Genomic DNA, 12813 nt, shown 5'->3' with positions numbered 1-12813 from the left:
ATGTATCGCGCAGCCGCACGTATTACCTTGTTGGGTCTGGTTATGGGCTTGAGCGCCTGTGCGGTTCAGCCCACCGGCCCGCGCAGTCAGGAGCCGATCCCGACGTTGCCGGGCAAGTCGCAGCCGGGTACGCCGAGCACGCCAACACCCACGCCGGTCCCGAAAGCCCCGGCAGCAGGCCCGAAGACTTCCAGCAATTTCGCCCCGCCGCCGGGTGGCAACAGTCACTGGGACGCACGCCTGGGTGTACATGTGCTGGACGATGAGACAGACACCTTCTACCGCCAGCGCACCTACTACCGCTGGAACAACGGCTGGACCTGGTCAACGAGCCGCAATGGTCCTTGGCAGGAGACTGATTCCAGTGGTGTTCCGGCTGGCTTGGGTAAGCAGTTCGGTAATTGAGCTATCAAGGCTCCTGTTTAACACACTGCAATCATCTAGATTGACCCCGGTCTTGTAGGTCCAATGTTTGCGGGGTTACAGCGCCGTGTCAGACGCCGCGAAGGTCGACTGGTTCGCGGGCAAGCCTCGCTCCAACAAAAAAACGGCGACCCGAGGGTCGCCGTTTTCAATGCAGATAAATCACTTGCCCGGATAAATCTGATCAAACACCCCACCGTCATTGAAGTGGGTTTTCTGCACGGTGCGCCAGTCACCAAAGGTCTTCTCTACAGAGAGAAAGTCGACCTTCGGAAAGCGATCAGTGTATTTCGCCAATACCGCTGGGTCGCGTGGACGAAGGTAGTTGTTGGCGGCGATTTCCTGACCTTCCGGGGACCACAGGTATTTCAGGTATTCCTCGGCTGCAGCACGGCTGTTCTTCTTGTCGACGACTTTATCGACCACACTTACTGGCGGTTCGGCTTCTGCGGACACGCTAGGGTAGACCACTTCGAACTGGTCACGGCCGAACTCGCGGGCGATCATTTCCGCTTCGTTTTCAAAGGTGATCAGCACGTCGCCGATCTGGTTGGTCATGAAGGTCGTGGTTGCGCCACGGCCGCCCGTGTCCAGAACCGGGACGTGTTTGAACAGGTTGCCCACGAACTGCTTGGCAGCCGCTTCATCACCGCCATTTTTCAGGGTGTAGCCCCATGCCGAGAGGTAGGTGTAGCGGCCGTTACCCGAGGTTTTCGGGTTTGGCACGATGACTTCTACGCCGTCCTTGATCAGATCGGGCCAGTCCTTCAACGCTTTTGGATTGCCTTTGCGGACGATGAACACGGTGGCCGAGGTGAATGGTGCGCTGTTGTTCGGCAGGCGGGTCACCCAGTTCTTGGGAACCAGCTCGCCATTGTCGGCCAGAGCATTGATGTCGGTAGCCATGTTCATGGTGATGATGTCAGCAGGCAGGCCGTCGATCACCGAGCGTGCTTGTTTGCTGGAGCCACCAAATGACATCTGCACAGTGATGTTTTCTTTGTGTTCGGCTTGCCAGTGCTTCTGGAACGCAGCGTTGTAGTCCTTGTAGAAGTCACGCATTACGTCATACGACACGTTGAGCAGGGTCGGGGCGGCCTGGGCCGCGCTGCCGAAAGCCAAGCCAGCGGCGAGTAACGAAGCGGCGAAAAGTTTGTTCACTGCGCAATTCCTTTTTGTGGATGTACAGACATTGATGGCCAGATATTGATGGCGTAATGCCCGCGACTATAGCCGGGCAGGCATACGCCCTTAAAGACTAAAAAGGCATTTGCTTATGCATTATTTTCTACGCGCGGGAACAGCGCATTGCCGCAACGCGAGCAAAACGCCGCGCCGTGTTCGTGGCTGTTCTTGGCACACACCGGGCAATCGTGCTTGAGCTGTTCGCCGCGCATGGCCGTAGCCAGCTCGGCAGTGAAGATCCCGGTGGGTACGGCGATGATCGAGTAACCGGTAATCATCACCAGTGCCGAGAGCATCTGGCCGATTGCAGTTTTGGGCACAATGTCGCCATAGCCCACAGTGGTCAGGGTGACAATGGCCCAATAGATGCCTTTCGGGATACTGGTAAAGCCATGCTCGGGCCCTTCGATCACATACATCAACGTGCCAAACACCACCACCAGTGTAGAGACGCTGAGCAGAAACACGATGATCTTCTGTTTGCTGCCACGCAGTGCCGACAGCAGGTAATTGGCCTGTTTCAGATAAGGGCTGAGTTTGAGTACCCGGAAAATCCGCAGCATCCGGATTACCCGTACGATTAGCAGGTATTGGGCGTCGCTGTAATAGATCGCGAGGATGCCGGGCACGATAGCCAGCAGGTCCACCAGCCCGTAGAAGCTGAATGCGTATTTCATTGGCTGTGGCGAGCAATACAGGCGCAGCAGGTATTCAACGATGAATACCGCAGTGAACGCCCATTCCGCGTATGCCAGCCAGTTTCCGTAGTGGGTATGGACGGCGGGAATGCTGTCGAGAACGACGACAATCAGACTGCAAAGGATGACCACCAGCAACGTCTTGTCAAAGCGCCTCCCGGCAGGGGTATCGGTCTGGAAGATGACAATGCGTAACTGTTCGCGGCGGCTGATGGTGCTGTCCATGGTGGATTCCGAATTGAAGATCGGAGCAGTCTACGCAGATTTCAGGGGCCGGATTGCAATGTTGTATTGGAAGCGCAGGACCTGTGGGAGCGCTCTTTCCGTAGGACCTGCTTTAGCCGGTCCTACAAGATCAAGATCAAGCTTGCAGGACCTGGAATCTCCCACAGATTTATAAGCCCCTTCTAAACCCGGAACTGCCTCAGCAAACCATTCAACTGCTCGCTCATCTCCCTCAGGTGCACGCTGGCCCCGGTCGACTGTTCAGCCGCGATGGCGGTGCTTTGGGACAGTTGTGCCGCTTGCGTAACGTTCTGATTGATGTCTTCAACCACATGGGATTGCTGCAATGTCGCGCTGGCAATCGATGCATTGAGGCTGTTGAGATTACGCAACGCCTGGCTGATCGACGTCAGACTTTGCCCGGCCTGATTGGCCTGCTCAATGGTCAGTTGTGATGAACGACTGCTGTCGGCAATGACTTTTACCGCTGCATCAGAATGAGTCTGCAAGCGCTCGATCATCCCCTGAATTTCGGCGGTCGACTTCTGGGTACGCTGAGCCAGCAGGCGGACTTCATCGGCGACCACTGCGAAGCCACGACCCTGTTCCCCGGCCCGAGCCGCTTCGATCGCGGCGTTCAGCGCCAGCAGGTTGGTCTGTTCGGCGATCGAGCTGATCACTTCAAGGACGCCACCAATCTGGGTGCTTTCCGAAGACAGCGTGCGAATCACTTCCACCGCTTGATTGATCGTGCCGGACAAATGATCGATCTGGCGCAGGCTGCTGTCGATGTTGACCTGGCCCTGATGTGCCTGAGATTCGGCGTCGCGCATTTCGTTGGCGGCATGCTCCGCATTCTTGGCTACATCCTGAACGCCATAGGTCACCTCGTTGACGGCGGTGGCCACCAGCTCCATTTGCTGCGACTGTTGCTGGCTGCGAGCCTGAGCTTGTTCAGCGTTGATGCCCAGGTCGGAGGATGCCTTTTCGAGGCCGTTGGCAGACGCTTGCAATTGGGTGACGACGCCGCGCAGCTTGGCGGTGAAGGCGTTGAAATGTCTGGCCAGTTGAGTGATTTCGTCGTTGCCCTGGGTTTGCAGGGTGCGCGTCAGATCACTTTCACCACTGGCAATATTGGCCATGGCTTGCACTGAATCGCGAAGAGGGCGGACTATGCTGCGTGCGATGAGGATCACCAACAGGGCCATGACCGCGATGATTGCCAGGCTGAACAGCGCTGCATTGATTGTCTGCTGCTGAAATTCTGCTTTAACGTCGTCGACGTACACACCTGAGCCCAGAATCCAGCCCCAAGGCGCGAACAGTTTGACGTAGGAGATTTTTCGCACTGGCTCACTGGCGCCTGGCTTGGGCCAGCGATACTGGATCATGCCTGCGCCTTTTTCCTTGGCCACGGCAACCATTTCGTTGAACACCGCGAAACCGTCCGGGTCCTTTATCGCCGACAAATCCTGACCGACCAGCTTGGCGTTCATGGGGTGCATGATCATCACTGGACGCATATCGTTGATCCAGAAGTAATCGTCCTTGTTGTAGCGCATGCCCCGAATAGCATCCAGCGCCTGTTTCTGCGCCGCATCGCGGGTTAGCGTGCCTGCTGTTTCCAATCCCTGGTAATACTCCAGGATGCCACTGGCGCTCTGCACCACGTGCATGGTCTTTTCCGCCTTGGCGGCATAAAGATCCGTATGCACCTGTTTGAGCATGGCGGCTGCCAGGATAAACAGCATCAGTACGGAGACGACGAGGATCAGCCAGAGTCTTCGGCTGATGGATAAGCTGCGCATAGTCATGACCGGTTGCTCCGTTTTATTTTTTTATTGTTTCGAACGCTTTGCGCCATGGGTTCGCAGTGAAGGCGAGTCCTGAGCCGATGATAGCCTTTTGATGCTTGCCGTCTAGCCTATCGCTACTAAAGTGGATGTCGGCGCTGAAAGGATAAACCTGAGCGGTCTGCAGGATATTTCTCGTATTGGGTCCAGGTATAGCCAAAGGCTTACACGAAGAGGGGAGTTCTGCTCTTTTAACGGTCACATTTGCGCAGTACATTGGATCCATCACCGCAGCGAAGGAACCGCTTCGGGATCAGGGATGATCGACCATTGCCAGGACGGCTACTGACAGGATGTTGGAATGGTCATGCAAAAAACCCGCTTCGGCGGGTTTTTTGTTGTCTGCGAGAAATGGAGTTGTCTTTCGTACATTCCTTTGTAGGAGCCGCCGAAGGCTGCGAACAGCAGTCTGTCAGGAGCAGTGCCTTCGCAGCCTTCGGCAGCTCCTACAAGAACTATTCAATCCGGGGTGCAGCCCTTTAGCACCAGCCGGATAATCGTCTGGGTGGCGGCTTCGTAGTCGCTGTCTTCCAGCTTCGTCTTGCCCGTGACGGTCGATATCTGCCAGTCGAAATCGGCGTAGGTCTGGGTCGCGGCCCAGATCGTGAACATCAGGTGATGAGGGTCAACGGGGGCGATCAACCCGTCGTCGATCCAGCCCTGGATGCACTCGATATTGTGTTTGGCCTGGCCGTTGAGTTGCTCCACCTGCTGCGCAGACAGGTGTGGCGCGCCATGCATGATTTCGCTGGCAAACACTTTGGAGGCGAAGGGCAGGTCGCGAGAAATGAGTATCTTCGAGCGAATATAAGCGCTGAGCACCTCGGCAGGTACGCCATGGCGATTGAAGGGCGTGGAGGCCCGCAGGATTGGCTCGATGATGCTTTCGAGCACCTCGCGGTAGAGGTTTTCCTTGGACTTGAAGTAGTAATAGACGTTGGGCTTGGGTACGCCAGCTTTCGCTGCGATATCGCTGGTTTTACTGGCGGCAAAGCCTTTATCGGCGAACTCCTCACTGGCTGCACGCAGGATCAGCTCTTTGTTGCGCTCGCGAATACTGCTCATAAACCAGAGGTTTCCTTGCCCGATAGGCGGTTGCGCATGGTAGCACCGGCTTCACGGGCCTCTCAAGATTAGCCATTTGCGCAATGTTGACGGTGAATCAATTGCGCTACGGCACCTCTATAGTGATCACTTACGATTGCTCAAGGATATTGACCGTGGCTGCTGGAAGCTTGCTGACCCTTCTGGATGACATCGCGACGCTGCTCGACGATGTCTCTCTGGCTGCAAAGAAAACCGCCGGGGTGCTTGGGGATGATCTGGCACTCAACGCGCAACAGGTCACCGGTGTTTCTGCCGACCGTGAATTGCCCGTGGTATGGGCAGTGGCCAAGGGATCCCTGATCAATAAGGCGATTCTGGTGCCTGCAGCACTGTTGATCAGCGCCTTCGCACCGTGGGCGATCTTGCCATTGTTGATGATTGGCGGCGCCTACCTGTGCTTCGAAGGCTTCGAGAAAATCTCCCACAAATGGCTGCATCCGGAGACCGAGCAGCAGCGCCAACAACGTAAAGAAGCTGCGACTGATGAAAACGTGGACATGGTTGCATTTGAGAAGGAGCGCATCAAAGGTGCGGTTCGCACTGACTTCATCCTCTCCGCAGAAATCATCGTGCTGGCGCTTGGCGTCGTGTCCACCCGACCGTTTCTTGATCAGGTTGGCGTGCTGGTGATCGTTGCAGTCTTGATCACTGTCGGCGTTTACGGTTTGGTGGCGGGCATTGTGAAGCTGGACGATCTTGGCCTTTATCTGAAGGAAAGTGCCAAAACGGCCGTTCAACGTATTGGTTCAGGCCTGCTTTGGCTGGCACCTGTGTTGATGAAAATTCTGTCGATTGTAGGGACCGCCGCGATGTTCATGGTCGGCGGCGGGATTCTCACCCATGGTGTGCCTGTTGCCCATCACTGGATTGAGGGCGTAACCGAGCATGCGGCGCAAGCGGTCGGTGGTTTTTCGATGGTTGTGCCTACTCTGCTGGACGCAGTCGCCGGTATCATCGCTGGTGCGTTGGTCCTGCTGCTGGTCACGGCGGCGGGGAAAGTCTGGAAACTTATCAGGGCCTGAATGGCTGGTCGACTTGAATGAATAGCCCACTGTTTTCAAGTGTTGTCGCGTACGCCCAGCAATGTGAGCGGCAGTTGGTAGAGATCCTGCATTTGCGGCCCAATCTGGATCGCAAGCAGGTCTCGACCTGGGTCGATGAGCAAAGCCACGCGCAAACCGAGCGTGATCCATTGGAATTGTTGCGTTCGATCAATGCGAAAGTGCGGGCCGGCAAGCCGTTGCCGTGGGAGTAGGTACGCAAAACCCTGGGCTCACGAGATTCCTGTGCAGACTGTGTGGGAGCGAGGCTTGCCCGCGATGCATGAGACGCAGCCATAAGACATACCGCGTTATCATTTATCGCGAGCAAGCTCGCTCCTACAGATTTCGGATGTTTATCAGAAGAACACTTTCACCAGCAAACTTGCGGTGTTCTGGTTGGTATCAAAGTACTTGGTGTCTTCAATGCCGTATTTGTCTGACCAGTAATCGTATTCGATACCTACATACAGTTGGCGCTCAGGCAAATTGATTGCCTTGCCCAGGTCATATTTGATCTGCGGGTTGAAGTGCACGTTGGATTTGTATTCGCCGTTGTGATCGGACTTGTTGTCTACCACCCAGTCGATGAAACCATCGATCAGGATGTCGGATTTACCCACCGGGATGGTGTAGGACCAGACGGGAGTGACCTGCCAGGCGCCGTAGCCTGCGCGGTGACCATCGGTGTAGCGCTTGTAGAAGTTCAACTGGAAGTAATCAAAGCCCGGGATATTCAGGTCAAAGCCTGGACCGATCAAGTAGGACTCGTTGTCGCCTTCGCCGAACTCGTAAGTGGCCGCCAGCAAGACATCAGAGATCGGGCCGAACTCGAATTTCTGACCAAAGATCTTGCCCATGGACAGGCGCGGGGAGATTTCGCCGTAATAGGTGTTGTCGCCGTTGGTGGCGTCGCCTTTACCGTTGTAGAAAATCTTGTCGATGAACAGAAAGTTATCGCCGTATTTCCAGCCGTCAGCATGTTCAAAAGTGAAGGTTTGCTGGTTTGACGGGTTGACTGCGAAGTCGCGACCGTTCAGATAAGTCAGGCTGTTGCTCTGCCATTGCAGCAAGCCGTCGGCCATGCTTTGCCCGGACGCCAGCAGGCTGCCGGCAACTATCGCGCTGGAAATAATACGGTTCATTCAATGCTCCCCTGATGGATCGATATGGTCTTTTTGGGTGCTCTTTTGTAGGCACCTTTTCCGCAGTTAAAACATGTCTGTTTGGTCAACTTTGACTACATAGCAAGAGCTGAGCCAACGCTGATTGAAAAGCGCACAAAAGCGCTATCGGCTGCATTTTTTGCAGTCAATGGAGGCTTTTTTCAGAAAACATGACTCTTGACCGGTCGGTCAGTTAGTTGTCTGTTCAGTCAGCATTGCAACGTGGCTGGTTTTAACGCGGCGGCGGAGGATATTGGCTGGGGAAGTTTCGTGCAAGTGCTCTGGGACAGGGCAGGGCGAACAATTGTGGGGCGTGGATGGAGGTTGTATGCACTCACTGCAGGAGCTGCCGAAGGCTGCGATGGCGGTGTACCAGGAAGATTGCCATCGCAGCCTTCGGCAGCTCCTACAGTTAGTTCGGCCAGAGATCAGTGTGTCTGCGCACCTGTAGTCACCCACGCTCCAATTAACTCCCGTTCCTGCTGAGTCATCTGGGTAATGTTGCCCAGCGGCATGATCTGCGAGGTGACGGCCTGAGCCTGAATGCGCGGCGCCATTTGTTTTATCTGCTCTGCAGTGTCGAACATCACACCGGCAGGTGCAGTGCTGAACAGCTGGCTGGTGGGCCTGGCAGAGTGGCAGACGGTGCAGCGTTCATGAATCACGCTCTGCACCTTCCCGAAGTCCACACCTGGACCGGCCACGGCAACCTCGGCAATCGGTTCCGGCGGCGCAGGCCGCACTTCATCATGTCGATAGCCGCCAATGGCGGTGCCTGGGAGTGGCTGATATTCGATCTTCGCGGCTTGAGCGGGTTGGGGCATGGGCGCGGGACCGGTGACATACGCCAGGCAGATCATGCCCAGAGCGGCGACGGGCAGGGTCCAGGCAAATTTATGGCTGTTGTGTCGCGTATTAAAATAATGGCGGACCAGCACCGCCAGCACACCGATCCCGGCCAGGATCAGCCAGTTGTAAGGACTGCCGTAGGTGCTCGGAAAATGGTTGCTGATCATGATGAACAGCACCGGCAAGGTGAAGTAGTTGTTGTGGCGTGAACGCAGCAGGCCCTTGGCGGGCAATGAAGGATCCGGTGTGCGGTTCTCGGCAATCGCTGCAACGAGGGCTCGTTGAGCGGGCATGATAATGCGGAACACGTTGCCGACCATGATCGTGCCGATGATCGCGCCGACATGCAGATAAGCCCCGCGACCGCTGAACACTTTGCTGAAACCGTAGGCCGCAGCGATCACCAGCACAAACAGAATCAGGCCGAGCAGGGCGGGGCGTTTGCCCAGCGCGGAATCGCAGAGAAAGCTGTAAACGAACCAGCCGACGAACAGCGAACCCAGCCCTAACGTAACGCCTTCAATACCAGACAGGCTGCTGCCCGGTGCAAGCAGATAAAGGGTTGGGTTGGCGTAGAACACCACGCACAGCAGTGCAACGCCCGACAGCCAGGTGAAATAGGCTTCCCATTTGAACCAGTGCAGGTTCTCCGGCATGGTCGGCGGGGCGAGTTTGTATTTTTCCAGGTGGTAGATGCCGCCACCGTGAATGGCCCATAAATCCCCGGACAGACCCTCGCGCGGGTTGACCCGGTTCAGGTTGTTTTCCAGCCAGACAAAGTAGAACGATGCGCCGATCCAGGCGATGCCGACAATCATGTGAATCCAGCGCACGCTGAGATTCAGCCATTCCATCAAATGTGCTTCCACGGTGCTTACCTTTCGCCTTGCGTCACTTGTCGGACGTTCAGGCCCTTACGGGTGGGGGTCGAGAACCAGCTTCTGGCTCTCAGCGAAAAAATGCTCATCGCAGTTGTTGCCAGTTCCACTGCGATCAACCACCAGGAAGTCATCCCGCTTTTCGATCGTCAGCACCGGGTGGTGCCAGACGCCGCGATGGTAATTAACACCCTGCCTGCCGTTGGTAACGAAAGCGCGGGTCAGCTCTGATTCAGGTTCATCGCCAATGGGCGCGACCACGATCAGAAAAGGGTTGCCGAGCAGCGGCACAAACGCCTGACTGCCCTGCGGATGGCGCTCCAGCATCCTGATGATCAACGGCATCTGCAGCGCTTCAGCGCGGAAAATACTGATGATTGCCTTGTCGTCCGGCGTTGCAGTTTGCACTTCTGCCAAACGATGAAAACGCTGGGTCGAGCCGTTATTGATCATGAAATGATCGCTGCCGTCGGTTTCAATGACATCACCGAAAGGGGCAAAAGCTTCTTTGGTTAACGGTTCGATGGTCAGTGTGCGCATGCTGGGTCTTCTGTTCTTTTGGAATTGATCAAGGCCCTGTAGGAGCTGCCGAAGGCTGCGAAGGCGACTCAACTGACACACCGCTTTCGCAGCCTTCGGCAGCTCCTACAGGTAATGCGTTACTTCGAAACTTTACCCAGCACTCTAAGACGACTCACGCCACCGTCCGGAAATACATTCAACCGGATATGGGTGATCGGGCCCAGCGCCTTGATCTGCTCGGCGAACTCGTGCTCGGCGTGCATGCTCAGTTTCTGGCTTGGCAGCAGTTCACGCCAGAACAGGCTTTGGGTTTCGATCTGGCTGTCGGTGCCGCCTTTGACGAATGCGCCTTGAATGGAGCAGCTATCCGGGTAGTTGCCTTTGAAGTGCAGGGTATCGACGACAACTTTTTCCACTTCACCGGCATGGCCCAGAGCGATGATCACCCAATCGTTACCTGGCGTACGGCGACGCGCGGTTTCCCAGCCATCGCCCATGTTCACACCACGACCTGGGTTGAGGATGTTGCTCATGCTGCCGTAATGTTCATCCGAGCATGCCAGGGCGCGACCGCCGTTAAGGGCAGAGACCAGATCAATCTGTTCGGTTTCGCCTACGGCTGACCAGTCACGGAACGGCACGCCGTACACGCGCAGACGCGCAACGCCGCCATCGGGATAGATGTTGAAACGCAGATGGCTGAAGGCTTGTTCGGCGTTGATTGCGTGGTAGTGATGACTGTCGCCATTCAGTTCTACGGCGGACAGGATTTCAGTCCACTGAGTGTTCTCGTCCGGATCGCCGCTGGCCAGGAAGCACGCTTCCAGCGAGGCAGAAGGCGGGTAGTTGCCGGTGAAGTACGACGTGTCGATATCCACACCCTTGATCGAACCCGGCACGCCGAGTCGGATCACTGCGCTGTCATAACCCTCGAAACGCTTGCGACGCGATTCCCAGCCGTCCATCCATTTGCCGTTGTCGTCAAATACACCTTCTTTCCACACCGCAGGGGTGGGTTGGAAAAGGCGGTTGGCGTCGGCGAACCAGTCGTCGGTCACGGACAGGATTTTAGTGCCCAGGCGCGCATCGGCCAGGTTGACGAACTTCTCGAAGGGTGCGGCGTAAGCTTTCATTCTTTTAGGTCTGCCTTTTTGATCAGTGGCCTGGGTGGGCGGTTAGAGGGCTTGCAAACGAAACAGGGCTATCTTGTTGATCTCGGCCAGCGCGCACGCAAATTCGGCGTCGGCCGGATTATCAATGCGGGTTTCAAATGCTGCGAGTATCTGATGCCGGTTACTGCCTTTGACCGCCATGATGAACGGGAAGGCGAATCGGGCTTTGTAAGCGTTGTTGAGTGCGGTGAATCTCTGAAACTCTTCAGCTGTGCACTGATGAATGCCAGCCCCCGCCTGTTCGCTGGTGCTGGCTTCGGTCAACTGGCCTTGCACAGCGGCTTTACCGGCCAGATCCGGGTGAGCATTGATCAGCGCCAGTTGCTGCGCGCTGTCGGCGTCAAGAAGTATCCGGCTCATGCGCGCATGCAGTGTGTCGATATCGTCCAGTTCGTTGATCTGACCCTGATCGTAAGCGGCGGCAGCGACCCACGGCGAATGCTCATAGATGTCGGCAAACGCGGCAATGAATTGATCCCGACTCAGCGTTGAAGGTCGCAGTGACTGGAAGCGGCTCACTGTCCGTTCTCCGGCTGATAAGGGTGTTCTGCGTGCCAGTGACGGGCAATGTCGACCCGGCGAGTAAACCAGACCTGCTCGTGGCTTTTGGCGTATTCGATGAAGCGTTTGAGAGCGGCCAGCCGTGCCGGGCGACCGATCAGGCGGCAATGCAAACCGATGGAAAGCATTTTCGGCGCGTCGGTGCCTTCGGCGTACAGCACGTCGAAAGCGTCCTTGAGGTACTGGAAAAACTGATCGCCATTGTTGAAACCCTGCACTTGGGTGAAGCGCATATCGTTGGTGTCCAGGGTGTACGGGATCACCAGATGCGCTTTGCCAGTCGGGTTGTTCGGCTCCCAATAGGGCAGGTCGTCATCATAGGTGTCGCAGTCGTAAAGGAAACCGCCTTCTTCCATGACCAGCCGTCGCGTGTTGGGGCCGGTGCGGCCGGTGTACCAGCCCAATGGGCGTTCGCCGGTGATCTCGGTGAGGATACGGATCGCCTTGAGCATATGCTCGCGCTCCTTGGCTTCATCCATGTACTGATAGTCGATCCAGCGATAACCGTGGCTGCAGATCTCGTGACCGTCGGCAACCATCGCGCGAATGACGTCCGGATGACGCTGGGCAGCCATCGCCACCGCAAAGATCGTCAGCGGGATATCGAATTGTTTGAAAAGCTTTAGGATGCGCCACACGCCTGCGCGGCTGCCGTACTCGTAAAGCGATTCCATGCTCATGTTACGCTCGCCCTGCAGCGGTTGAGCGGAGACCATTTCGGACAGGAACGCTTCGGACTCCTTGTCACCGTGCAGGATGTTGCGCTCGCCACCTTCCTCGTAATTGAGCACAAAAGACAGCGCGATGCGCGCATTACCCGGCCAGCGTGGATGGGGCGGTTTGCTACCGTAACCGATCAGGTCGCGAGGATAGTCAGCGCTCACTGCAGTCTTCCTTATGGACGGGGGGACAGAGACGATAACGGGATTGTATACAAAGCATCTGGCCGTTTGTCACTCTGTTCTAAAGGCCGGTGGCCTTGATTACTTTGCAAGAGACGTGCAAGAAACTTGCCTGACTGGTCAGAATATCGTGGAAAACTCCAATTAATTCCTTGAGTCCCGTTGAATCGGGATCGCGCAGGGTCTGAGTGGTGCTGTGCATGAGCGCAGTGCTTTTAATTGTGTACAGCTT

The 12813-nt window shown here is 56.2% G+C and carries 13 protein-coding genes; 3 read left to right on the top strand and 10 right to left on the bottom strand.

Annotated features, from left to right (window positions below):
• Entirely contained in the window at positions 1 to 405 is a 405-nt protein-coding gene (locus tag ACYASS_RS17790) for a hypothetical protein (RefSeq protein WP_122665636.1), read from the top strand.
• Between the two features lie 180 nt (positions 406 to 585).
• Here the strand turns inward: ACYASS_RS17790 and ACYASS_RS17785 are convergent, their stop codons facing one another.
• The 4 genes from ACYASS_RS17785 to ACYASS_RS17770 all read right to left on the bottom strand — a co-directional run bounded on the left by ACYASS_RS17785 (position 586) and on the right by ACYASS_RS17770 (position 5449).
• Complete coding sequence (locus tag ACYASS_RS17785; RefSeq protein WP_463587085.1) at positions 586 to 1584, bottom strand: sulfate ABC transporter substrate-binding protein; 999 nt, start codon at positions 1582 to 1584, stop codon at positions 586 to 588.
• Between the two features lie 113 nt (positions 1585 to 1697).
• Positions 1698 to 2531 carry an ion transporter gene (locus tag ACYASS_RS17780; protein ID WP_463587084.1) on the bottom strand — a complete coding sequence of 278 codons (834 nt, stop codon included), beginning with the start codon at positions 2529 to 2531 and terminating at the stop codon, positions 1698 to 1700.
• A gap of 182 nt (positions 2532 to 2713) precedes the next feature.
• Positions 2714 to 4345 (bottom strand): methyl-accepting chemotaxis protein, encoded by a 1632-nt coding sequence (locus ACYASS_RS17775; protein WP_463587083.1) that lies wholly within the window; start codon positions 4343 to 4345, stop codon positions 2714 to 2716.
• A 498-nt stretch (positions 4346 to 4843) separates the two neighbouring features.
• Entirely contained in the window at positions 4844 to 5449 is a 606-nt protein-coding gene (locus tag ACYASS_RS17770; RefSeq protein WP_463587082.1) for a TetR/AcrR family transcriptional regulator, read from the bottom strand.
• A 155-nt stretch (positions 5450 to 5604) separates the two neighbouring features.
• On the opposite strand from ACYASS_RS17770, the gene ACYASS_RS17765 reads away from it, so the two are divergent.
• Positions 5605 to 6513, top strand: coding sequence for a DUF808 domain-containing protein (locus tag ACYASS_RS17765; protein WP_463587081.1), 909 nt, complete (start codon positions 5605 to 5607; stop codon positions 6511 to 6513).
• A 17-nt stretch (positions 6514 to 6530) separates the two neighbouring features.
• On the top strand, positions 6531 to 6746 hold the full coding sequence (locus ACYASS_RS17760; protein ID WP_243248133.1) for a hypothetical protein: 216 nt from the start codon (positions 6531 to 6533) through the stop codon (positions 6744 to 6746).
• 144 nt (positions 6747 to 6890) lie between these two features.
• On the opposite strand, the gene ACYASS_RS17755 is transcribed toward ACYASS_RS17760, so the two are convergent.
• From ACYASS_RS17755 to puuE, 6 genes are all read right to left on the bottom strand, one after another.
• Positions 6891 to 7676 (bottom strand): outer membrane protein OmpK, encoded by a 786-nt coding sequence (locus tag ACYASS_RS17755; RefSeq protein WP_463587080.1) that lies wholly within the window; start codon positions 7674 to 7676, stop codon positions 6891 to 6893.
• A 449-nt stretch (positions 7677 to 8125) separates the two neighbouring features.
• The gene (locus ACYASS_RS17750; protein WP_463587079.1) at positions 8126 to 9415 is read right to left on the bottom strand and encodes a urate hydroxylase PuuD; all 1290 of its coding nucleotides are present in this window, start codon (positions 9413 to 9415) and stop codon (positions 8126 to 8128) included.
• 45 nt (positions 9416 to 9460) lie between these two features.
• Positions 9461 to 9964 (bottom strand): ureidoglycolate lyase, encoded by a 504-nt coding sequence (locus tag ACYASS_RS17745; protein WP_463587078.1) that lies wholly within the window; start codon positions 9962 to 9964, stop codon positions 9461 to 9463.
• 119 nt (positions 9965 to 10083) lie between these two features.
• Positions 10084 to 11079: an allantoicase gene (gene alc / locus ACYASS_RS17740; RefSeq protein WP_122665627.1), complete on the bottom strand. Its 996-nt coding sequence runs from the start codon at positions 11077 to 11079 to the stop codon at positions 10084 to 10086.
• A 42-nt stretch (positions 11080 to 11121) separates the two neighbouring features.
• The gene (gene uraD / locus ACYASS_RS17735) at positions 11122 to 11637 is read right to left on the bottom strand and encodes a 2-oxo-4-hydroxy-4-carboxy-5-ureidoimidazoline decarboxylase (protein WP_463587077.1); all 516 of its coding nucleotides are present in this window, start codon (positions 11635 to 11637) and stop codon (positions 11122 to 11124) included.
• Positions 11634 to 12563: an allantoinase PuuE gene (gene puuE, locus ACYASS_RS17730; RefSeq protein ID WP_463587076.1), complete on the bottom strand. Its 930-nt coding sequence runs from the start codon at positions 12561 to 12563 to the stop codon at positions 11634 to 11636. Before puuE ends, uraD begins: the two co-directional genes overlap by 4 nt.
• Positions 12564 to 12813 lie beyond the last annotated feature (250 nt).

This window comes from Pseudomonas sp. HP_14 (assembly GCF_055283875.1).
This window is presented reverse-complemented; position numbering and strand designations above follow the sequence as displayed.

What these genes read in the sequence shown, in the direction of transcription:
- ACYASS_RS17790 (WP_122665636.1), top strand. Translation starts at nt 1, where the DNA reads ATGTATCGCGCAGCCGCACGTATTACCTTGTTGGGTCTGGTTATGGGC.
- ACYASS_RS17780 (WP_463587084.1), bottom strand. Translation starts at nt 2,531, where the DNA reads ATGGACAGCACCATCAGCCGCCGCGAACAGTTACGCATTGTCATCTTC.
- ACYASS_RS17775 (WP_463587083.1), bottom strand. Translation starts at nt 4,345, where the DNA reads ATGACTATGCGCAGCTTATCCATCAGCCGAAGACTCTGGCTGATCCTC.
- ACYASS_RS17770 (WP_463587082.1), bottom strand. Translation starts at nt 5,449, where the DNA reads ATGAGCAGTATTCGCGAGCGCAACAAAGAGCTGATCCTGCGTGCAGCC.
- ACYASS_RS17760 (WP_243248133.1), top strand. Translation starts at nt 6,531, where the DNA reads ATGAATAGCCCACTGTTTTCAAGTGTTGTCGCGTACGCCCAGCAATGT.
- ACYASS_RS17755 (WP_463587080.1), bottom strand. Translation starts at nt 7,676, where the DNA reads ATGAACCGTATTATTTCCAGCGCGATAGTTGCCGGCAGCCTGCTGGCG.
- ACYASS_RS17745 (WP_463587078.1), bottom strand. Translation starts at nt 9,964, where the DNA reads ATGCGCACACTGACCATCGAACCGTTAACCAAAGAAGCTTTTGCCCCT.
- alc (WP_122665627.1), bottom strand. Translation starts at nt 11,079, where the DNA reads ATGAAAGCTTACGCCGCACCCTTCGAGAAGTTCGTCAACCTGGCCGAT.